The sequence below is a fragment of the Pseudomonas sp. HN2-3 genome (genome assembly GCF_020691745.1).
Classification (GTDB): domain Bacteria; phylum Pseudomonadota; class Gammaproteobacteria; order Pseudomonadales; family Pseudomonadaceae; genus Aquipseudomonas; species Aquipseudomonas capeferrum.
In genome coordinates, this window is the sequence record NZ_CP085704.1 from 5685706 (window position 1) to 5707339 (window position 21634).

Here is a 21634-nt window from a genome sequence, read left to right on the forward strand (position 1 = left end):
TTGCCTCCTTTGCCACGATCAAACCGCGCATCTTCAACCCTCACCCTTCGAGGTGTTTCAACATGCGTCTCAAAACCGCCATCGCGACCGCTGCCTTGCTTTCGCTGCCAATGGGCTCCGCCATGGCCGATACCTTCTGGCGTAACGTGATTTCTTCGGGTGCGACCACCGCGTCCACCTACCTGACCTCCAAGGATCACAAGCTGGTACTGGCCGCGCAGGAAGACGCTGGCAGCTTCGTGGCCAGCGAAGGCGCCATTCGTGGGCCGTTCCTGGAGTCTGCGCTGCGCCAGGTGCGCACCGAAAACCCAGGCATGCAAGCCAGCGACATGGAACTGGCCAATGCCATTCTGGCCAAGAACGCAGTAGCCGAGTAAATAATCGGGGGGCCAAGCCTCCCGAAACTCAGCGATAAGCCTCCACCGGCACACACGCGCAGAACAAGTTCCTGTCTCCATACACATTGTCGACCCGGTTCACCGCTGGCCAATACTTGTGCTGGCGTACGTGAGCACTGGGGGCGATGCCCTGCTCCAGGCTGTACGGCCTGTTCCACGCTGCCAACACATCGGCCAAGGTGTGCGGCGCATGCTTGAGCGGGTTGTCTTCGGCCGGCCAGTTGCCCTCCTGCACCTGGGCGATTTCTGCACGGATCGCCAGCATCGCCTCGACGAAACGGTCCAGCTCGGCCTTGGACTCACTCTCGGTCGGCTCGACCATCAGCGTGCCCGGTACCGGGAATGACATGGTCGGGGCATGGAAGCCGTAGTCCATCAAACGTTTGGCCACGTCCTCCTCACTGATGCCGGTCTGTGCCTTGAGCGGGCGCAGGTCGAGGATGCATTCGTGGGCCACACGCTGGTTACGCCCGCGGTAGAGCACCGGGAACGCCCCGGCAAGCTGGCTGGCCAGGTAGTTGGCCGAGAGTATCGCCACCTCGCTGGCATCGGCCAGTTGCGGGCCCATCATGGCGATGTACATCCAGCTGATCGGCAGAATGCTCGCACTGCCCCAGGGCGCGGCACTGACCGCGCTGTTGTTCGGGTCCAGGCCGGGTACCGGTACCACCGGGTGGCTGGCGACAAAGGGCTTGAGGTGGGCGCGGATGCCGATTGGGCCCATGCCGGGGCCGCCGCCGCCATGGGGGATGCAGAAGGTCTTGTGCAGGTTCATGTGCGAGACGTCGGCGCCGATGTCTGCGGGCCGTGCCAGGCCGACCTGGGCATTGAGGTTGGCACCGTCCATGTACACCTGGCCACCGTGCTGGTGCACCACGTCGCAGATTTCGCGGATACCCTCTTCGTACACCCCATGGGTCGAGGGGTAGGTGACCATCAGGCAGGACAACCGATCCCCTGCCGCCTGGGCCTTGACCTTGAGGTCCGTGAGGTCGACGTTGCCGTCTTCGTCGCAATCGACGATCACCACGTCCATGCCGGCCATTTGCGCCGAGGCCGGGTTGGTGCCGTGGGCCGAGGATGGAATCAGGCACAGCGTACGCTGCGGCTGATGGCGACTGCGGTGGTAGCGGGTGATGGCCATGAGGCCGGCGTATTCGCCCTGGGCCCCGGAGTTGGGCTGCATGCAAATGGCGTCAAAGCCCGTGATCGCGCACAACCAGCTCTCCAGCTCGTCGATCATCGCTTTGTAGCCAACCGCCTGGGCAGCAGGCGCAAAGGGATGAAGCTGGGCGAAGCCGGGCCAGGTGATGGGGATCATCTCGCTGGTGGCGTTGAGCTTCATGGTGCAGGAGCCCAGCGGGATCATCGACTGGTTCAGCGCCAGGTCCTTGTTTTCCAGCTGCTTGAGGTAGCGCAGCATCTCGGTTTCACTGTGGTGCAGGTTGAAGACCGGGTGCGCGAGGAACGGCGTGCGCCGCACCAGCCCCGCTGGTATGCCTTCGGGCAGCGCCAGTTGGTCGAGCGTCGCGATGTCCAGGCCGTGGTCGACCCCCAGGAAAACATCGAACAGGCGCAACACGGTCTGTTCGCTGCAGGTTTCGTCCAGGCTCACGCCCAGGTGCCCACGCCCGAGGATGCGCAGGTTGATCTGCGCGTGCTCGGCACTTTCGATGATCGCCGCCTGCGCGCCGCCCACCTCCAGCGTCAGGGTGTCGAAAAAATGCTGGTTGAGCCGCTTGATGCCCTTGGCTTCCAGGCCGGCCGCCAGGATAAAGGTCAGCCGATGCACGCGCTGGGCAATGCGCTGCAAGCCCTCTGGGCCATGGTAGACGGCATAGAAGCCGGCGATATTGGCCAGCAGTACCTGGGCCGTGCAGATGTTGGAGTTGGCCTTCTCACGGCGGATGTGCTGCTCGCGGGTCTGCAGGGCCATGCGCAGCGCGGTATTGCCACGGGCATCGCGTGACACACCGATGATGCGCCCCGGCATGGCCCGCTTGAAGTCGTCACGGCAGGCAAAATAGGCCGCGTGTGGCCCGCCGTAGCCCATCGGTACGCCAAAGCGCTGGGTCGAGCCCAGCACCACATCGGCGCCCAGCTCACCGGGCGGCGCCAGCACCACCAGGCTGAGCAGGTCGGCGGCAACGCAGGCCAAGGCTTGCTGGCTGTGCAACTGGTCGATCAATGGGCGCAGGTCGCGCACCTCGCCATGGGTGTCCGGGTATTGCAGCAAAGCGCCGAATACCGAGTGCTTGGCCAGGTTATCCACAGCGTCGACGATCAGTTCGAAGCCGAACCCCTCGGCGCGGGTTTTCAGTACCGAGAGGGTTTGCGGGTGGCAGTGCTCGTCGGCGAAGAAGGCGTTGCTCTTGTTACGTGCCACGCGCTTGGCCAAGGCCATCGCCTCGGCGGCGGCGGTGGCTTCGTCGAGCAGCGAGGCGTTGGCCAGGGCCAGGCCGGTCAGGTCGATGACCATCTGCTGAAAGTTGAGCAGGGCTTCCAGCCGGCCTTGGGCGATTTCTGGCTGATAAGGCGTATAGGCGGTGTACCAGCCTGGGTTTTCCAGCACGTTGCGCAGGATGACAGTTGGCGTGACGGTGCCGTGGTAGCCCATGCCGATGAGGCTGGTCCTGACCTGATTCTGCTCGGCGTAACCGGCGAGCTTGGCCAGTGCGGCCTGTTCATCCAGGGCCGGCGGCAGGTCGAGTGGGCGATTGAGGCGGATCCCTGGCGGGACCGTCTGCTCGATCAGCTCGCTGCGGCTGGCAACACCCAGCGCGCTGAGCATGGCCTGCTGCTCCGAGGCATCGGGGCCAAGGTGGCGACGCAGGAAAGGGTTGAGCTCTTGCAGTTGATGCAGGGACGGCGACTGGGACATGACGACGCTCTCTTCCTAGACCAGGCCTCATGGAGACTTATAAGTCTAGGAAGGATTGCCGATTGTGCGGAGAAACTTGCTTTTGCCGCACCATTGCCGGGCGGCGCATTGCGCCCCCCGGCTTGATCAGTTACTCGCCGATCGCAGCCTGATAAGCCGCAGCATCCAGCAGCTTGTCCAGTTCAGCTTTGTCGCTTGGCTGCAGTTTGAAGATCCACGCCCCATAAGGTTCTGCGTTCAACAGCTCCGGATTGTCTGCCAGCGCGTCGTTGACCGCGATCACTTCGCCAGCGATCGGGGCGTAGATGTCGGAAGCCGCCTTGACCGATTCGACCACGCCTGCGGCATCGCCTTGGGCAAACACCTTGCCGACTTCCGCCAGTTCGACGAACACGACGTCACCCAAGGCTTCCTGTGCATGGTCGCTGATGCCAACGGTCACTGTGCCGTCGCTTTCCAGGCGCGCCCACTCGTGGCTTTCGGCAAAACGCAGATCGGCGGGGATATTGCTCATGTCTTGAATTCCTCGATTGGCTCAGCGGTCGGCCCGCCGGTTAATAATTGTTCAAATCAGGATTTTGCCGTGGCGCACGAAGGTCGGTTTGACCACCCGCACCGGGTACCACTTGCCGCGAATCTCGACCTCGGCGCGGTCGCCGGTAGCCATGGGTACACGCGCCAGGGCAATGGATTTGCTCAGCGTAGGAGAGAAACTACCACTGGTGATCTCACCTTCGCCAATACCGGTAACACGAACCACCTGATGGGCACGCAGAACGCCGCGTTCTTCCAGCACCAGGCCAACCAGTTTTTCCTTCACACCCTGCTCGATTTCCGCCAACAGGCCAGTGCGGCCGATGAATTCGCGCGCAGCCGGCTCCCAGGCGATGCTCCAGCCCAGGTTGGAGGTCAGCGGGGTGTGGGCTTCGTCGATGTCCTGGCCGTAGAGGTTCATGCCGGCTTCCAGACGCAGGGTATCGCGGGCTCCCAGGCCACTGGGGGCGATGCCAGCCCCCACCAGGTCGTTGAAGAAGGCCACGGCCTGGTCACCCGGGAGGATGATCTCCAGGCCGTCCTCACCGGTATAACCGGTACGGGCAATGAACCAGTCGCCTTCGGCGATACCTTCGAACGGGCGCAGCTCGCGGATCAGCGCGGCGCGCGAGGGGCTCAGCAAGGCGGCCACCTTTTCACGGGCGTGGGGGCCTTGGATGGCGAGGATGGCGAGGTCCGGGCGAACCTGAACATCCACCTCGAAGCCTGCACGCTGCGCATGCAGCCAGCCAAGCACCTTTTCGCGGGTGGCGGCGTTGGTCACCAGGCGATAGCCGCCTTCGGTACGGTAGGCGATAAGGTCGTCGATAACCCCGCCCTGCGCGTTCAGCAGTGGGCTGTACAGCGCCTTGCCAATACCCGCGAGACGTGCGACGTCGTTGGCCAGCAAACGCTGCAACCAGGCAAAGGCATCACGGCCCGTGACGTCAATGACGGTCATGTGAGAGACATCGAAGACCCCGCAGTCACTGCGCACCTGATGGTGCTCCTCGACTTGCGAGCCATAGTGCAGGGGCATGTCCCAGCCGCCAAAATCGACCGTCTTGGCGCCGAGCGCCAGGTGCAGGTCATACAGAAGCGTGCGCTGTCCCATGGGTTTCTCCTTCCGGGCGTGGCGAAGCGGCGGCGGTCGATGACGTTGGGTCGTCAGCTCTTCTTGTAGGACCCGCCGCGCGAATGCCGCGCATTGTAGCCGCATGGGCGCAGGCTGGCACCCTTAGTGTCTGTGACCGGGGCGCCGAGCCGAACGGCGGATCAGCCCGATGACCGGCAGCAGCCCCACCAGTACCAGGGTCAAGGCAGGCAGCGAGGCGCGCGCCCACTCCCCCTCGCTGGTCATCTCGAACACCCGTACCGCCAAGGTGTCCCAGCCGAACGGACGCATCAGCAAGGTAGCCGGCATTTCCTTCAACACATCGACGAATACCAGCAGGGCCGCACTCAGTGCACCGGGCACCAACAACGGCAGATACACCCTGAAAAACAATCCCACGCCGCCGACGCCCAGGCTGCGCGACGCTTCAGGCAACGAGGGCCGGATACGCTCCAGGCTGCCTTCCAGCGGCCCGTAGGCCACGGCGATGAAGCGCACCAGGTAGGCCAGCAGCAAGGCCGCGAGGCTACCCAGCAGCAAGGGCTTGCCAGCGCCGCCCAGCCACGTGGAGAGCGGCACCACCAGTTGGTTATCGAGGTAACTGAAGGCCAGCATGATCGACACCGCCAGCACTGAGCCTGGCAAGGCATAACCAAGGTTGGCCAGGCCGACCCCAGCGCGGATGCCAGCCGTCGGCGCCTGGCGTCGGGCAAATGCCAGCAGCAGCGCCACGCTCACCGTGATCAATGCCGCCATGCCGCCCAGGTACAAGGTGTGCAGCACCAGGCCGACATAGCGATCGTCCAGGTCATGCCGCCCGCGCTGCCAGAACCACACCAGCAATTGCAGCAGCGGTATGACGAAGGCGCAGGCGAACACCAGCAGGCACCAGCCGCTGGCCAGCAGCGCCTTTGCCCCGCGCAGGTGATAGAGCGCTTGCCCACGCGGCCGCTCGTTGCCGGTACGGCTGGCGCCGCGCGCACGGCGCTCGCCGTAGAGCACCAGCATCACCGCCAACAGCAGCAGGCTGGCCAACTGCGCGGCGCTGGACAGGCTGAAGAAGCCGTACCAGGTCTTGTAGATGGCCGTGGTGAAGGTATCGAAATTGAACACTGCCACTGCACCGAAATCAGCCAGGGTTTCCATCAACGCCAGGGCGATACCGGCACCGATGGCCGGGCGCGCCATGGGCAACGCCACGCGCCAGAACGCCTGCAGCGGCGACAGCCCCAGTACCCGGGCCGCCTCCATCAGGCCCCGGCCCTGCGCCAGAAAGGCCGTGCGCGCAAGCAGGTAGACATAGGGGTAGAACACCAGCACCAACACGATAACCACTCCACCCGTGGAGCGTACGCGGGGCAGGCGCATCGGCCCGAAGGCTTCACGCAAGGCGCTTTGCACGGGGCCGGCAAAGTCCAGCAGGCCGACGAAGACGAATGCCAGCACGTAGGCGGGGATGGCGAACGGCAGCATCAGCGCCCAGTCCAGCCAGCGCCGGCCGGGGAATTCGCAGAGGCTGGTGAGCCAGGCCAGGCTGACACCCAGGACAGTGACGCCGATGCCTACGCCCAGCACCAGGGTCAGGGTGTTGCCGAGCAGGCGGCTCATCTGGGTGTCGAGCAGGTGCGACCAGATCTGCTGGTCGATCGACTGCCACGACAGCAACAGGACGCTCAGGGGCAGGAGCACCAGGGCAGCGATCAGGGCGACCGGGAGGTACCAGCGGCGTTGGGGGGTGTGGGGCAAGGCTCAAGTCTCGAAGGCGATGGCGACCGCTGCGCGGTCGTTCGCGGGTAAACCCGCTCCTACAGGTACGGTGCCGCCGCTTGGGCTGCGCTGCACCTGTGGGAGCGGGCTTGCCCCGCGAAAGGGCCCTTGCAGGCCCCGCAAGGATAAAGCCTGGCGCTTAGTTCCAGCCAGCCCGGTCCATCAACCGAATCGCTTCTGCCTGGCGCTTGCCCGCGATCTCGACCGGAATGCTGTCAGCTTTGAAGCTGCCCCAGGCTGCAACCTCGTCCGACGGTTTGACCTTCGGGTTGGCCGGGAACTCCTGGTTGATGTCGGCGAACAGCTTCTGCGCGTCTTCGCCGGTCATCCACTCGACCAGCTTTTTCGCAGCCTCTGGGTGCGGAGCATGCTTGGTCAGGCCGATGCCCGACAGGTTCACGTGTACGCCACGGTCACCCTGGTTGGGCCAGAAGATCTTCACCGGCAACGCGGGGTTTTGCTTGTGCAGGCGCCCGTAGTAGTAAGTGTTGACCACGCCCACATCGCACTGGCCGGCCTCGATGGCCTGGATCACGGCGTTGTCATCGGAGAACACGTCGGTGGACAGGTTGTTGACCCAGCCTTTGACGATCTCTTCGGTCTTCGCCTCGCCGTGGTTCTCGATCAGTGTGGCGGTCAGCGACTGGTTGTAGACCTTCTTCGCGGTGCGCAGGCACAGGCGGCCTTCCCACTGCTTGTCGGCCAGGGCTTCGTAGGTGCTCAGCTGTTCGGGTTTGACCCGGTCGGTGGCATAGATGATGGTCCGGGCGCGCAGGCTCAGGCCGGTCCAGTCATGGGACGAGGCACGGTACTGCGCCGGGATGTTCTGGTCGATGATGTCGGACTTGATCGGCTGCAGGATGCCCATCTGTTCGGCCTGCCAGAGGTTACCGGCATCGACGGTCAGCAGTAGGTCGGCCACACCGTTCTCGCCCTCGGCCTTGATGCGTTGCATCAACGGGGCTTCCTTGTCGGTGATGAACTTGATCTTGACCCCGGTCTTGGCGGTGTAAGCATCGAACACCGGCTTGATCAGCTCGTCGATGCGCGAGGAGTACACCACCACTTCCTCCGCTGCCTGGGCAGTGCCGCCGAACAGGGTCAGGGCCAGGGCGGCCAGTAGGGGCTTGCGTGGCAACATGGAAAGCACTCCTCGGATCGTATGAGAGGCGCAAATGGTAGTGAATCCCATTTTGTCACTCACCCTTGGAGCCGTTACCGGATGTTGCAGGGGCCGCAAGGCGGACCCGTAGGCTCAAGGCCTGGCCAACGCCGGCAGGTCCCCGCTCAACCCCAGTGCCTGGCGCACGAACAACGCCTTGGCCTCCGGCATCTGCTCCACCAGCTTCAAGCCACTGTTGCGCAACCAGCGCAACGGCAGTGGGTTGGCCTGGAACAGCCGCTCGAAACCCTCCATCGCCGCCATCAGCCCCAGGTTGTGCGGCATGCGCCGCCGCTCATAGCGGCTCAGCACCTTCACATCCGCCAGCCGTTCGCCTCGCTCGCAGGCATTGACCAGCACCTCGGCCAGCACAGCGGCGTCGAGGAAGCCCAGGTTGACGCCCTGGCCAGCCAACGGGTGAATGGTGTGCGCGGCATCGCCAATCAAAGCCAGCCCTTCATCCACATAGCGCTTGGCGTGGCGCTGGCGCAGCGGCACGCAGACGCGCGGGTCTGCCTGCAGGACTTCACCCAGGCGCCCCTCGAAGGCCCGTTCCAGGGCCTTGAGGAAGGCCGGCTCATCCAGCGCCATCAACTGCTCGGCATGCTCCGGCGTGGTCGACCAGACAATCGAGCACCAGTCCTGCTGGCCATCGCGCGTCAGCGGCAGGAACGCCAGCGGGCCGTCGTCGGTGAAGCGCTGCCAGGCCGTGGACTGGTGCCCCGCGCTGCAACGTACGCTGGTGACGATGGCGTGATGCAGGTAGTCCCACTCGCGGGTTTCGCAACCGGTCAGGCGGCGCACCGCCGAGTTGGCGCCATCAGCCGCCACCACCAACGGCGCACGCAGCTGGCGGCCGTCGGCCAGGGTCAGCAGCCATTCGTCACCGGAGCGGCGCAGTTGCTCCAGCCGCGCATTGGGCAGCAAGCCGATGTCGCTGTCATGCAGACGCTCCAGCAGGCCATCCTGCACCACCCGGTTCTCGACAATGTGGCCGAGTACCTGAGCGTGCACGCTGGCCGCCGAGAAGTGGATCTGGCCCGTGCCGCTGCCATCCCACACGTGCATGTCGGTGTACGGCGTGGCCCGCCGCCGGGCGATACCGTCCCAGGCGCCAAGGCGCTCGAGAATGCGCTGGCTGGCCGCCGACAGGGCACTGACACGCGGCTCGAACGCGGCCTCGTTATCGTAGGGTTTGACCGACAGCGGGCTGCCGTCGAGCAGGAGAATGTCCAGGCCACTGTGGCGCAACGCCAAGGCCAGGGCGCTGCCGACCATACCGGCACCGACAATCAACAGATCTGCGCGCATTTCCATGCCTTACGCCTGCCTCGCTTGCGGCTTGAGCCGCACGTATAGGGTTTTGTCGACCCGCGCCACCAGCTCGCCGGCAGCGTCGCGGATATCCACCTGCAAACGCGGCAGGCACTTCTTGCCGGTGGCGGTCTGCTGGCGGATCTCGTCCAGCAGGGCGTCATCGAGGTGGAACTCGGCGTACACCGGGCCTTTGCCCGGCGAGATGAAATCGATGCTCGCCGCCTTGTCCCAGACGATGTATTCACGCCCCAACTGCTCGATCAGCAGCAACATGTAGAACGGATCGACCATCGAGTAGAGGCTGCCGCCGAACTGGGTACCGACGTAATTGCGGTTCCAGCGCGTGAGCTTCATGCATACCTTGACGCTGCGCATGTCCGGGCTGATGTGCTGCACACGGATACCGGCGCCCAGGTACGGTGGGTAGAGGTTCAACAACCAGCGCAACATACGGGCCCGGCGCGCCAGCCTGCGCGGATTGCTCATGCCTGGCCTCGCGGGTCGGGGCGCGTACCCAGGCCCATGGCCTGGCGGGCAAACCAGCTTTTCGCCGGGGGCAACAGGTCGAGGCCGAGCAGGCCGATGTTGCGCCCTGCGGCCAACAACGGCTGGTTGCTGCCGAACAGGCGCGTAACCTGGTCGGAAAAGCCGATGGTCAGGGCCTGATCCAGGCGCTGACGCTGGTGATAGACGCGCAAGGTAGCCAGGTCTCCGGGTTGCTGCGGGCCCGCCAGCAGCGCTTCGGCCAGTGCCTGAACGTCACGCAGCGACAGGTTGAAGCCCTGGCCGGCAATGGGGTGCAGGCTGTGCGCGGCGTTGCCCAGCACCACCAGGTGCGGGCGTACCTGCTCGTCGGCTTCGACCAATGCCAGCGGGTACAGATGCCTTGCCCCCACCTGGCGCAATGCGCCGAGGCGATAGCCGAAGGCGTCCTGCAGCTCGCGCAGGAAGCTGCGCTCATCGATTTCGGCCAGCCGCTGCGCGTCCATGCCCTGACGGGTCCAGACCAACGCACAGCGGTTTTCCGGCAACGGCAGCAGCGCCATCGGGCCTGCCTCGGTGAAGCGCTCGAACGCCTGGCCGCGATGGGCCTCGCCAGGCGTGATGTTGGCGATCAAGGCGCTTTGCTCATAGGGCGTGCGGCGCACATGAATGCCCAGTTGCTCACGCAGGCCGGAGCGGCCGCCATCGGCCAGCACCGCCAGGTCGCAGTCCAGGCTGGTGTCGTCATCCAGCTGCAGACGGTAACCGCCTTCGATGGCGTGCATTGCCCGCACCTCGGCGGGGCAACGCCAGCTCACCACGTCACTGTCGAGCCCCTGCCACAGGCACTGGCCAAGCCAGGCGTTCTCGACCACGTAGCCGAGCGCTGGCACGCCCTCCTCGACGGCATCCAGGCGCGTGGCGCCGAACCGGCCGCGGTCGGATACCTGAATCTGCCGGATCGGTTCGGCGCGTTGGCCGATGGCCTGCCACAGCCCCAAGTGCTGGTAGATCTGTTGTGTGCCAAACGACAGCGCCGAGGAGCGCGCATCGTAGCTGGGCTGGAAGTTGTCGCCAGGCGCGAACGGCTCGATCAGCAGGATCTTCCAGCCGCGCGCCTTGGCCCCGGCTTGCAGGGCCAAGGCCAGGCTCGCGCCGACCAGGCCGCCGCCGATGATCGCCAGGTTTACTCGATTCATGCCGCGTCCTTGCGCGCAGCCTGCATCAGCGCCTCGATCTCGGTGACCGTGCGCGGCACGCCGGAGGTCAGAATTTCACAGCCTTGCCTGGTCACTACCACGTCGTCCTCGATCCTTATGCCGATGCCGCGCCACTTCTTCGCCACCGCCTGGTTGTCGGCGGCAATGTAGATGCCCGGCTCGACGGTCAGCGCCATGCCGGGCTCCAGCACGCGCCACTGACCGCCCACCTTGTACTCGCCCACATCGTGCACATCCATGCCCAGCCAGTGCCCGGCGCGGTGCATGTAGAAGGCGCGGTAGGCTTCGCTTTCGATCAGCCCCTGCACATCGCCCTTGAGCAGCCCCAGTGCCACCAGGCCCTCGGTGATGACCTGCACGGTCGCCTCGTGGGCGTGGTTCCAGTGCTTGCCGGGGGCGATTTCGGCGAAGGCCGCAGCCTGGGCCTTGAGCACCAGCTCGTAGATGGCCTTCTGCTCGGGCGAGAAACGCCCGCTGACCGGGAATGTGCGGGTGATGTCGCTGGCATAGCAGTCGATTTCGCAGCCCGCATCGATCAACACCAGGTCGCCATCCTTGAGCGGGGCGTCGTTCTGCTGATAGTGCAGGATGCAGCCATTGCGCCCGGCGGCGACGATCGAGCCGTAGGCCGGCATTTTCGCCCCGCCCTTGCGGAACTCGTAATCCAGCTCGGCTTCCAGGCTGTACTCGTGCAGCCCGGCCCGGCATGCCTGCATGGCACGCACGTGGGCGCGAGCGGAAATTTCTGCGGCAGCGCGCATCACTTTCACTTCCGCCGCCGATTTATACAGGCGCATGTCATGCAGCAGATGATCCAGCGCAACGAACTCGTTCGGCGGCTGGGCACCAAGGCGCGCCTTGGAGCGGATCACGTTGATCCAGTCCATCAGCCGGCGGTCGAACTCGGGGTTGCTGCCCATGGCGCTGTAGACCCGCTCGCGGCCTTCGATAAGGCCCGGCAGGATCTCGTCGATGTCGGTGATCGGGAAGGCATCGTCGGCGCCGAAATCACGCACCGCACCTTCCTGGCCGGCGCGCAGCCCTTCCCATTGCTCGCGCTCGGGGTTGCGCTCGCGGCAGAACAGCACGTACTCGCCATGTTCCCGGCCGGGGATAAGCGCGATGACAGCCTCAGGCTCCGGGAAGCCGCTGAGGTACTGGAAGTCGCTGTCCTGGCGGTACACGTGCTCGACGTCGCGGTTGCGAATGGCAACTGCGGCGGCGGGCAGGATGGCGATGCTATTGGGGACCATCTGCGCCATCAGCGCCTTGCGCCGACGGGCATACTCGGCCTTGGGAATGTGGCTCATGGGCAGACTACCCCCGGTTGATCAGTGCAACGATGGCTTGGACGCGGGTGCGGCCGGCTTGGCCAGCTCGGAGAACAGCAGCAGCGGCGCTACGCGCAGGTATTCCATGACTTCCATGTAGTCGCTCTCGCCGTCTTCAGACTCTTCGAGGGCTTCTTGCACCTGCGAGATGGCAACCAGGTCCTGCAGCACGTCCTTGGCCTCGGTGGAAAGCTCCTTGCCACCTGCGTTCAGGCCGAAGCCGGTGATGAAGCCCTGGCACCACTGGCCCAGCGCCGCAGCGCGGTCGGCCAGCGCGGCGTCATCGGTGGGCAGCAGCAGGACGATGGCCATGTCATCGCTGGTCAGCTCGCCCTTGACCATCTCCTGCAGGCCGATCAGGGCATTGCGGACAGTATCACCGGGTTCGTTTTCCAGCAGTTGGGCGGCGTCGGCCAGCCAGGCGTCGGCATCGAAGCCGGCACCGGCGCAACTGCGCCCGACCAGCAAGCCGTGCAGCTCGGCAGGAGTGACAGGGTGGCCATTGCTGGAAAGCAGCATGGCGAAGGCGATGTAGGGCGATTGGGTATTGGGCATGGGCAACTAGGCGCCAGACGGCGCAATGACTAGAATGGAGACCTTGTATCCTAGCACCGGCAGGCGCGCCAAGACCATCGGCACTGGCCGTCGCGGGCCAGGGAGAGGCATCATCGCCAGGTGACTGAACGACGGAGCGATTCGAGTGCAACCCACGCAAGAGAACGACCTGCAAGCGCTGATGAGCCGATTCGAGTTGCTGATCGAACGTGTCGAGCAACTAAAACGGCAAAATGCACTCCTAGTAGCTCAGGAAAAGTCCTGGCGCGAAGAGCGCGCCCACCTCATCGAAAAGAACGAGATCGCAAGGCGCAAGGTCGAGTCGATGATTTTACGCCTCAAGGCTCTGGAGCAAGACTCATGAGTTCAAGCAATAGCGTCACCGTGCAGATCCTCGACAAGGAATACTCGATCATCTGCCCGCCGGAAGAGCGCAACAACCTGGTCAGCGCGGCGCGCTACCTGGACGGCAAGATGCGCGAGATCCGCAGCAGCGGCAAGGTGATTGGTGCCGACCGCATCGCGGTGATGGCGGCGTTGAACATTACCCACGAGATGCTGCACCGCCAGGAAGAGCGTACCGATGCACCCGCCGCTGGCACCAACCGCGAACAGGTGCGCGAGCTGCTGGATCGGGTCGATAAGGCTTTGTCCGACGACACGGATACCAAAATCGGCTGAGATTGGTATACTGGCGCCACTCCCTGGGGGATGCGCCAGTCGGTTATGTCCCTGAGCCGATACGCACAACCACGGGGGTTGCACGCTGGGGCCGGTGTGCATGTCCGCTCGACGGAAAGCCTTAACGCCCCCTGCAATCTCCACCTTGAACTTTCGGGTTCAAGGGCTACACCGATAGCGGTCCTATCGGGGAGCCTTATTTCTCTTGCCTGCATTTGCTGCGGGCAGACTCCACACCAGTAGCGACAACTGGGAACGCCCGTGCCATGACCGACACCGCGCCGCCTACCCGCCCCCAGCTCCGTCGCCTGCTGCGCAATGCCCGCCGCGCACTGACGCCTGCCCAGCAGCGCCAGGCCGCCCTCGGCCTGTACCGCCAGTTGGCGCAAGACCCGCTGTTCCGCCGCGCCCGGCACATTGCCTTGTACTTGCCCAACGACGGCGAAATAGACCCATACCTACTACTGCGCGAAGCCCAGCGACGCGGCAAGCGCACCTACCTGCCGGTACTGCACGCCTGGCCGCGCACGCGCATGGTGTTTCAGCGTTTCGAGCAGGGTGAAAAACTCAAGCGCAATCGCTTCCGTATTCCAGAGCCACTGACCGACCGCAAACGCCAACGCCCGATCTGGTCCCTGGACCTGATCCTGCTGCCGCTGGTGGGCTTCGATGAAGTGGGTGGGCGCCTGGGCATGGGCGGGGGGTTCTATGACCGCAGCCTGGCCTACCAGGCGCGCCGCAAGACCTGGAAAAAGCCCTTGCTGCTGGGGCTGGCGCATGAATGCCAGAAGGTCGAGCGGCTGGCGCAGGCCAGCTGGGATGTACCCTTGCAGGGGACGGTCTCGGACTGCGACTGGTACCTGGCGCCGAGCTGAGCGGCGCCAGCGAAGGGCATCAACGTGGTGGCTGGCTGGCGTCGACTGGCATCTGATAGGCGGTATCCAGCTTGCGCTCCCAGAACCCCTGCGCATAACCGGTAGTGACCACACCCAGGCCAAAAATGAACACCAGGATCCACAGAAGATCCGGCTTTTTGCGTTGATTCATCGAAGATTGCCCCCCAGGCAAACTGTTCCGGCTTGGCGATTTTCTGGGTATCGCCAGCGCATCTCGCTTTAAACGGGGCGCATTTTCCGACAACCTGCGTCTACACGCAAACATTGACGCCAACCGGCTGTCGGTTTCGTGCAACAGGTTATTTCAAACCTTTTCAGGAGCAGCATCCATGGCCTATTGGCTGATGAAATCCGAGCCCGACGAGCTTTCGATCGAAGGCCTTGGCCGCCTGGGCGAAACACGCTGGGACGGCGTGCGCAATTACCAGGCGCGCAACTTCCTGCGGGCCATGAGCGTGGGCGACACGTTCTTCTTCTACCATTCCAGCTGCCCGCAGCCGGGCATTGCCGGCATCGCGCGGATCACGCGGGCAGCCTACCCGGACCCAACCGCACTGGACCCAGAGAGCCCCTATCACGACCCCAAGGCCACGGCCGAGAAAAACCCGTGGAGCGCCGTAGATGTGGCGCACGTGCAGACCCTGCCCAAGGTGCTGGAGCTGGGCTGGCTCAAGCAACAGGCTGCCCTTGCCGAACTGCCGCTGGTACAGAAAGGCAGCCGCCTGTCGGTGATGCCGGTGACCCCCGAGCAATGGGCGGCGATTGTCGCGCTGAGCTGAAGGTGCGCTATGGTCATGGGGTTTGACCGATATCAACACGCCATGGATAGCCACACGCCACGATAGGGGCGTGCATTGAGCAGGATGCTGACTGATGAATCGATATGCCCCCAGGGTCTTCGCCACCGCGTTGATCGCCTTACTGGCGACCGCTGCAGGGCTGGGTTACTGGAAGTCGCTGCACGACCAATTGCCGGAAGGCTTGAGCATGGGCAACGGCCGTCTCGAGGCGACCGAAGTGCAGATTGCCAGCAAGGTCCCCGGGCGCTTGGCCGAAGTGCGGGTCGACGAAGGCGACAAGGTTGTCCGCGGCCAGCTGCTGGCCCGTATCGACACCCGTACCATGGAGGCCCAACGCAACCAGGCCGAGGCCGAAGTGCTGCGCGCGCGGGAAAACTACGCGGCAGCCCAGGCCAGCGTGCAACTGCGCCAAAGTGAACTGCTGCTGGCTGGCCAGGAGCTCAAGCGCGTGCGCGAAATCTTCCAGCGCAAGTACGCCAGCCAGCAGTTGCTCGACCAGCAACAGGCCCGCTTCGACACGGCCAACGCGGCAGTTGTCGCGGCACGTGCCCAGCTGGCGGCAGTCAAGGCCGCCATCGGCGCCGCCCAAGCCCAGGTGGCGCAGCTCACCAGCGAGATCGACGACAGCAGCCTGCGCGCGCCCATCGACGGCATCATCCAGCTGCGCCTGGCCGAACCGGGTGAGGTGTTGGGTGCTGGCGGCCGGGTACTGATGCTGATCGACCCGAGCGACCAGTACATGAACCTCTACCTGCCGGCCTCCACCAGCGGCCGGCTGACCGTTGGCGATCAGGCACGCATTGTCCTCGACGCCTTGCCAGAGCAGGCCTTGCCGGCGAAGGTGGCCTTTGTTGCGGCCAAGGCACAGTTCACCCCGAAACAGGTCGAAACCCGTGACGAACGGCAGAAGCTGGTGTTTCGCGTCAAACTGCGCCTGATCGACCCAAGCGCCGTGCCTCAAGCCAAGCCGGGCATGCCGGGTGCTGGCTACGTGCGCACGGCTGATGTGGACTGGCCGGCCAACCTGCAATGAACGCGCCGGCACTGCTGGCCGAGGGTATCAGCCACCGCTATGGCGGCCTGGTCGCCTTGCACACGCTGGGCTTCAGCCTGCCTGCAGGCACGCGCTGTGCACTGATTGGCCCCGACGGGGCCGGCAAATCGACCCTGCTCGGGCTGATCGCCGGCGTGAAGCGCCTGCAACAGGGTGAGCTGCAGGTGCTCGGCGGCTCGATCCGTCAGCGCCGCCATCGCGCGGCGCTGTACCCAAAAGTGGCGTTCATGCCGCAAGGGCTGGGCAACAACCTGTATCCCGAACTGTCGATCAGCGAGAACATTCGTTTTTTTGCCACCCTGTTTGGCCTTGGCCGTGATGAATGCGACCAGCGCATGGCCAACCTGCTACAAGCCACCGACCTGCAACGTTTCGCCGAGCGCCCGGCCGGCAAGCTGTCGGGGGGCATGAAGCAGAAGCTGGGCCTGTGCTGCGCGTTGATCCACGAGCCTGACCTGCTGATCCTCGACGAACCCACCACCGGGGTCGACCCCCTGTCGCGCCGGCGCTTCTGGGAGCTGGTCGAGCAGGTACGTGCGCAACGCCCGCAATTGACGCTGCTGGTGGCCACCGCCTATATGGAAGAGGCCGAGCAGTTCGAGCACTGCCTGATGCTCGATGGCGGCCAGCTGATTGCCGCAGGCCCCAGCCAGGTACTGGCCGCCGTCACGCCCAGCGGCAAGCTGGACGACGCCTTTACCCATTACCAGGGCGCAGGCAGCACGCAACACGCACCCTTGAGCATCCCGCCACGCCCGACCAATGACGGCCCGGTTGCCATCGAGGCGCACGACCTGACCCTGCGCTTTGGCGATTTCACTGCAGTGAACAAGGTCAGCTTCGCCATTGGCCGTGGGGAAATTTTCGGCTTCCTGGGTTCCAACGGCTGCGGCAAGACCACCACCATGAAAGTGCTCACCGGCCTGATGCCCGCCACCGAGGGCAGCGCCACCCTGCTCGGCCGCCCGGTGGATGCCAGCGACCTGGCCACGCGCAAGCGGGTGGGGTTCATGTCGCAGAGTTTCTCGCTGTATGGCGAACTCAGCACCCGCCAGAACCTGACGCTGCATGCCCGCCTGTTTGACCTGCCCAAGGCCGAAAGTGCGCAGCGCATCAGCGAACTGATCGAACGCTTCGACCTGGGCAGCTTCGCCGACCAGCCGTCAGGCGCCCTGCCCCTTGGCCTGCGCCAGCGCCTGTCGCTGGCGGTCGCGGTGCTGCATCGCCCTGAAGTGCTGATCCTCGACGAGCCGACTTCTGGCGTCGACCCTGCCGCCCGGGACGACTTCTGGCGGCTGCTGGTGGAATTGTCCCGCGAGCAGGGCGTGACCATTTTCCTCTCCACCCACTTCATGAACGAAGCCCAGCGCTGCGACCGCATTTCGCTGATGCACGCCGGCCGGGTGCTGGCCTGCGACACACCCGACGCCCTGCAGCGCCATTACGCCGGCAACACCCTGGAAGACGCCTTCGTCCGCTGCCTGGAACAGGCCCAGGAGGCCGGCCCCCAGGCCCCGGGCAACGCGGTACTGGAGCAGGCAGCAGCGACCACATTGCCGTTGCGCCAGGGCTTCAGCCTGCGCCGCCTGTTGGCGGTGGCCAGCCGGGAGGGCAAGGAGTTGCTGCGTGACAGGGTGCGCCTGGCCTTTGCCCTGCTCGGCGCCGTGTTCATGATGGTGATCTTCGGCTACGGCATCTCGCTGGATGTGGAGAACCTCGCCTTCGCCGTCCACGACCAGGATCAGAGCCCGCAGAGCCGCGCCTACCTCGAGGCCTTTCGCGGGTCGCGCTATTTCGCCGAACAGGCGCCGATCCGGGATACTCGCGAGATGCACCAGCGCTTGCAGCGCTCCGAAATCAAACTGGCGCTGGAGATCCCACCGGGGTTTGGCCGCGACCTGCACGCCGGGCGCCAGCCGGTCGTGGCGGCCTGGCTGGACGGCGGCATGCCGTTTCGTGCGGAAACCAGCCGTAACTACGTGGAAGCCGTGCACCAGGCGAACCTCGAACAGCTTGCCGCCTACAGCCCGCAACCGGTGCAGCGCCAGGAACCGGTGCGCCTGGAAACACGCTTTCGCTACAACCAGGATGTGGTCAGCGTGAATGCCATCGGCCCCGGGGTGATGGCGCTGATCCTGGCCTTCATACCAGCCATGCTCACCGCCCTGGGCATTGTCCGCGAGAAAGAGCTCGGCTCCATTACCAACTTCTACGCCACGCCCCTCACCCGCCTGGAGTTCCTGCTGGGCAAACAGCTGCCCTACCTGGCCGTGAGCCTGGTCAACCTGGCGTTGCTGGTGGCGATGAACCGCTGGCTGTTCGCCGTGCCGCTAAAGGGCAGCGTGCTGGCCCTGGCCTGTGGCGGCGTGGCCTACCTGTTGGCCACCACCAGCCTGGGCTTGCTGATTTCGGCGTTCACCCGCACCCAGATCGCGGCCATTCTGGGCACCATGATCATCACCAGCTTGCCGACCATTCAGTTTTCCGGGCTGATCGTGCCGCGCTCGTCGCTCGACGGCGCTGCGGCGGTGATGGGCCAGCTGTTCCCGGCCGGGTATTTCCTCGACATCGCGGTCGGCACCTTCACCAAAGCGCTGGGCCTGCGCGAGCTGTGGCCGCAGTGCCTGATCCTGCTGAGTTTCTTTGCCGTATTCACCGGCCTGAGCCTGATCATGCTCAAGAAGCAGGAGGCCTGACATGTCGCGCTTGAACCACACCCTGCGCCTGGGCCTGAAAGAACTCACCAGCCTGCGCCATGACAGCGTGCTGCTGCTGTTTCTGCTTTATGCCTTTAGCGTGGCGATCTACATGCCTGCGGCCGGCTCGGTGATCGGCGTGCACAACGCCAGTGTCGCCGTGGTCGACGAAGACCACAGCCTGCTCTCGCGCAAACTCACCGAGTCGCTGCAACCGCCCGAGTTCCAGCCTGCCGTGCCTCTGCCTCCGGACCGCCTGGACCAGGCCATGGACAGTGGCCAGTACACCTTCGTGATCAATGTGCCGGTAAATTTCCAGAGCGACCTGCTGGCCGGGCGGTCGCCGGAGCTGCAGATCAACGTCGACGCCACGGCCATGAGCCAGGCCTTCATGGGTGCCGGCTACATCGGCCGGATCTTCGAACGTGAGCTGCTCGACTATACCCAGCGCACCACCACGCAGAGCCCGGTGCTGATCAACCCCAAGGCATTGTTCAACCCCAACCTTGAGGGCGGCTGGTTTCTGGCGGTGATCCAGATCATCAACAACATCACGATTCTGGCGATCATCCTCACCGGCACCGCGTTGTTGCGTGAACGCGAACACGGCACGCTCGATCACTTGCTGGTGCTGCCGTTGACCGCGCTGGAAATCATGCTGGCGAAAATCGCCAGCAACGCACTGGTGGTGGTGCTTTGCACCTGGATCTCGCTGATCGTGGTGGTCAAGGGCGCCCTCGGCGTGCCGTTGTCCGGCTCCATGGGGCTGTTTCTGGGCGTGACGGCGCTGTACCTGTTCGCCAGCACCGCGCTGGGCATCTTTCTGGCCACCCTGGCGCGTTCGACGCCTCAGTTCGGCCTGCTGGCGATCCCGGTGATCATCCCGATGCTGTTGCTGTCGGGCGGCAGCACGCCGCTGGACAGCATGCCGCAGTGGTTGCAATGGGTGATGCAAGGTTCGCCGTCGACGCATTTCGTCAGCCTCGGCGCCGCGATTCTGTTCCGCGACGCCGGCTTGGCCGTGGTATGGCCAGATATCCTGGCCCTGGCCGTGATCGGCCTGGTGTTCTTCAGCGTGGCACTGGCGCGCTTTCGGCGCAGCCTGGCCTCTTGATCACTGCACGATCAGGTTGTTGAACAGCAGGTCTTCGACAATCGGCTTGCCCTCTTCCGCTTCCATTACCTGCTGCACCTGCTTGAGGGCTTCCTGGCGCAGTTGCTCCTTGGCCTCGACGTTGCTCATCTTGTCTACCGTCTGCTGGGTGAACAGCGCCACCAGCTGGTTACGGATCAGCGGCTCATGATGCTTCACCGCCTTGGCGGCCTCATCACCGGTCACGCGCAGGGCCACGTCAGCCTTGTAGACGCGCAGCTTGGGGCCACCGTCGAGCGCGTAGTTACCGACAAAGGGTGGGCTCAGGGTGATGTAGGCGACTTTTGGCTGCCCTTCCTTGGCCTCTTCGGCCATGGCCGCCACTGGCAGCATCAGGGCCAGCACCATCAAGATCCACGCTTTCACGAATTCGCTCCTCAATACAATTGGCGCCAGCTTACCCAGCACACCGCTCAAACCCAAGCCCAGGCTTATGCCGGCCCATCAGGGTGGGCCATGCTCGTTGACCCGGCAGGTGGCCCTCCTACACTTATCGGCCATTACCCGCAAAGGAATAGCCCCGATGAAAGCTGTGTTGTGCAAAACCCTGGGTCCGGCGCGCGACCTGGTACTGGAAGACGTCGCCAGCCCCGTGCCGAAGAAGAACGAGCTCCTGCTGGAGGTACAGGCCGCAGGCGTCAACTTCCCGGACACCCTGATCATCGAAGGTAAATACCAGTTTCAGCCACCGCTGCCGTTTTCCCCGGGCAGCGAAGCAGCGGGGGTGGTCGCCGCAGTCGGCGAAAAGGCCGGGGCGTTCAAGGTCGGCGACCGGGTCATGGCGCTGACGGGCTGGGGTGCGTTCGCCGAGCAGGTCGCGGTGCCCTTCTACAACGTGATGCCGATCCCCGAAAGCATGGACTTCACGACCGCTGCCGCCTTTGGCATGACCTACGGCACCTCGATGCATGCACTCAAGCAGCGCGGCCAACTGCGGCCCGGTGAAACCCTGCTGGTGCTGGGGGCGTCTGGCGGTGTGGGCCTGGCGGCAGTGGAAATAGGCAAGGCCATGGGCGCCCGGGTGATCGCCGCGGCCAGTAGCGCTGAAAAACTGGCTGTGGCCAAGGCTGCCGGGGCCGACGAGCTGATTGACTACAGCCAGGCCAGCCTCAAGGACGAGATAAAGCGCCTGACCGGCGGCCAGGGCGCGGACGTGATCTACGACCCGGTGGGCGGCGAGCTGTTCGACCAGGCCGTGCGCGGGCTGGCCTGGAATGGACGGTTACTGGTGGTCGGGTTTGCCAGCGGCACCATCCCACAGATGGCGGCGAACCTGGTGCTGCTCAAGGGCGCTGCGGTGCTGGGGGTGTTCTGGGGGGCGTTTGCACAGCGTCAGCCGGAGGACAATGCGGCGAACTTCAGCCAGCTGTTTGCCTGGCATGCCGAAGGCAAACTGAAACCGTTGGTGTCGAAGACTTATCCACTGGCCGAGGCTGGGGCGGCTATCGAGCAATTGGGGCAGAGGAAGGCGGTGGGTAAGTTGGTGGTGCTAACCCGATAAGGCATCACAACTGGGTTGGCAGCACCGGCCTCTTCGCGGGGCAAGCCCGCTCCCACAACCTGAAGACCGCAGAGAACCTGAGCAACTGTCT

The 21634-nt window shown here is 64.6% G+C and carries 21 protein-coding genes and 1 other RNA gene; 10 read left to right on the top strand and 12 right to left on the bottom strand.

The window, feature by feature from the left end; genetic code table 11:
- The first annotated feature begins 62 nt into the window (after window positions 1-62).
- A complete protein-coding gene (locus tag LJX93_RS25760) occupies window positions 63-377 on the top strand; it encodes a DUF2388 domain-containing protein (protein WP_033702153.1) in 315 nt (104 codons plus the stop codon).
- A 28-nt stretch (window positions 378-405) separates the two neighbouring features.
- On the opposite strand, the gene gcvP is transcribed toward LJX93_RS25760, so the two are convergent.
- The 10 genes from gcvP to LJX93_RS25810 form a co-directional block, all read right to left on the bottom strand.
- The gene (gene gcvP, locus LJX93_RS25765; protein WP_047582103.1) at window positions 406-3279 is read right to left on the bottom strand and encodes an aminomethyl-transferring glycine dehydrogenase; all 2874 of its coding nucleotides are present in this window, start codon (window positions 3277-3279) and stop codon (window positions 406-408) included.
- A gap of 130 nt (window positions 3280-3409) precedes the next feature.
- Complete coding sequence (gene gcvH / locus LJX93_RS25770) at window positions 3410-3793, bottom strand: glycine cleavage system protein GcvH (RefSeq protein WP_033702156.1); 384 nt, start codon at window positions 3791-3793, stop codon at window positions 3410-3412.
- A 51-nt stretch (window positions 3794-3844) separates the two neighbouring features.
- Window positions 3845-4927, bottom strand: coding sequence for a glycine cleavage system aminomethyltransferase GcvT (gcvT, locus tag LJX93_RS25775; protein WP_033702158.1), 1083 nt, complete (start codon window positions 4925-4927; stop codon window positions 3845-3847).
- 123 nt (window positions 4928-5050) lie between these two features.
- Window positions 5051-6673: an ABC transporter permease gene (locus tag LJX93_RS25780; protein WP_033702160.1), complete on the bottom strand. Its 1623-nt coding sequence runs from the start codon at window positions 6671-6673 to the stop codon at window positions 5051-5053.
- Between the two features lie 160 nt (window positions 6674-6833).
- Complete coding sequence (locus tag LJX93_RS25785; RefSeq protein ID WP_033702162.1) at window positions 6834-7835, bottom strand: extracellular solute-binding protein; 1002 nt, start codon at window positions 7833-7835, stop codon at window positions 6834-6836.
- 114 nt (window positions 7836-7949) lie between these two features.
- The gene (locus LJX93_RS25790; protein ID WP_167334469.1) at window positions 7950-9167 is read right to left on the bottom strand and encodes a 2-octaprenyl-3-methyl-6-methoxy-1,4-benzoquinol hydroxylase; all 1218 of its coding nucleotides are present in this window, start codon (window positions 9165-9167) and stop codon (window positions 7950-7952) included.
- A 9-nt stretch (window positions 9168-9176) separates the two neighbouring features.
- Window positions 9177-9659 (bottom strand): DUF4442 domain-containing protein, encoded by a 483-nt coding sequence (locus tag LJX93_RS25795; protein WP_033702166.1) that lies wholly within the window; start codon window positions 9657-9659, stop codon window positions 9177-9179.
- On the bottom strand, window positions 9656-10855 hold the full coding sequence (gene ubiH / locus LJX93_RS25800) for a 2-octaprenyl-6-methoxyphenyl hydroxylase (RefSeq protein ID WP_033702168.1): 1200 nt from the start codon (window positions 10853-10855) through the stop codon (window positions 9656-9658). The genes LJX93_RS25795 and ubiH overlap by 4 nt, the downstream gene beginning before the upstream one ends.
- On the bottom strand, window positions 10852-12186 hold the full coding sequence (gene pepP, locus LJX93_RS25805) for a Xaa-Pro aminopeptidase (protein WP_033702170.1): 1335 nt from the start codon (window positions 12184-12186) through the stop codon (window positions 10852-10854). Before pepP ends, ubiH begins: the two co-directional genes overlap by 4 nt.
- A gap of 21 nt (window positions 12187-12207) precedes the next feature.
- Window positions 12208-12762, bottom strand: a complete 555-nt coding sequence (locus LJX93_RS25810; RefSeq protein WP_033702172.1) for a YecA family protein — start codon at window positions 12760-12762, stop codon at window positions 12208-12210.
- A gap of 181 nt (window positions 12763-12943) precedes the next feature.
- Between LJX93_RS25810 and LJX93_RS25815 the strand changes: the two genes are divergently transcribed.
- From LJX93_RS25815 to LJX93_RS25830, 4 genes are all read left to right on the top strand, one after another.
- Complete coding sequence (locus LJX93_RS25815) at window positions 12944-13126, top strand: TIGR02449 family protein (RefSeq protein WP_033693939.1); 183 nt, start codon at window positions 12944-12946, stop codon at window positions 13124-13126.
- The gene (locus LJX93_RS25820) at window positions 13123-13443 is read left to right on the top strand and encodes a cell division protein ZapA (RefSeq protein ID WP_033702174.1); all 321 of its coding nucleotides are present in this window, start codon (window positions 13123-13125) and stop codon (window positions 13441-13443) included. Before LJX93_RS25815 ends, LJX93_RS25820 begins: the two co-directional genes overlap by 4 nt.
- Before the next feature lie 17 nt (window positions 13444-13460).
- Window positions 13461-13640, top strand: a non-coding RNA gene (gene ssrS / locus LJX93_RS25825) — 6S RNA.
- Window positions 13641-13709: 69 nt separating this feature from the next.
- A complete protein-coding gene (locus tag LJX93_RS25830) occupies window positions 13710-14318 on the top strand; it encodes a 5-formyltetrahydrofolate cyclo-ligase (RefSeq protein ID WP_033702176.1) in 609 nt (202 codons plus the stop codon).
- Window positions 14319-14337: 19 nt separating this feature from the next.
- Here the strand turns inward: LJX93_RS25830 and LJX93_RS25835 are convergent, their stop codons facing one another.
- Complete coding sequence (locus LJX93_RS25835) at window positions 14338-14490, bottom strand: hypothetical protein (protein WP_167334468.1); 153 nt, start codon at window positions 14488-14490, stop codon at window positions 14338-14340.
- Window positions 14491-14668: 178 nt separating this feature from the next.
- Here LJX93_RS25835 and LJX93_RS25840 point away from each other — a divergent pair, with 178 nt between their 5' ends.
- The 4 genes from LJX93_RS25840 to LJX93_RS25855 all read left to right on the top strand — a co-directional run bounded on the left by LJX93_RS25840 (window position 14669) and on the right by LJX93_RS25855 (window position 20003).
- The gene (locus LJX93_RS25840) at window positions 14669-15118 is read left to right on the top strand and encodes an EVE domain-containing protein (protein ID WP_033702178.1); all 450 of its coding nucleotides are present in this window, start codon (window positions 14669-14671) and stop codon (window positions 15116-15118) included.
- Window positions 15119-15212: 94 nt separating this feature from the next.
- The gene (locus LJX93_RS25845) at window positions 15213-16172 is read left to right on the top strand and encodes an HlyD family secretion protein (protein WP_033702180.1); all 960 of its coding nucleotides are present in this window, start codon (window positions 15213-15215) and stop codon (window positions 16170-16172) included.
- Window positions 16169-18889, top strand: coding sequence for a ribosome-associated ATPase/putative transporter RbbA (gene rbbA / locus LJX93_RS25850; protein WP_227696529.1), 2721 nt, complete (start codon window positions 16169-16171; stop codon window positions 18887-18889). Before LJX93_RS25845 ends, rbbA begins: the two co-directional genes overlap by 4 nt.
- A gap of 1 nt (window position 18890) precedes the next feature.
- On the top strand, window positions 18891-20003 hold the full coding sequence (locus LJX93_RS25855; protein ID WP_033702184.1) for an ABC transporter permease: 1113 nt from the start codon (window positions 18891-18893) through the stop codon (window positions 20001-20003).
- Here LJX93_RS25855 and LJX93_RS25860 read toward each other — a convergent pair whose 3' ends face one another.
- Window positions 20004-20408 (bottom strand): flagellar basal body-associated protein FliL, encoded by a 405-nt coding sequence (locus LJX93_RS25860; RefSeq protein ID WP_033702186.1) that lies wholly within the window; start codon window positions 20406-20408, stop codon window positions 20004-20006. It lies immediately after the preceding gene.
- Window positions 20409-20565: 157 nt separating this feature from the next.
- On the opposite strand from LJX93_RS25860, the gene LJX93_RS25865 reads away from it, so the two are divergent.
- Complete coding sequence (locus LJX93_RS25865) at window positions 20566-21543, top strand: NADPH:quinone oxidoreductase family protein (RefSeq protein ID WP_033702188.1); 978 nt, start codon at window positions 20566-20568, stop codon at window positions 21541-21543.
- The last annotated feature ends 91 nt before the right edge of the window (window positions 21544-21634 follow it).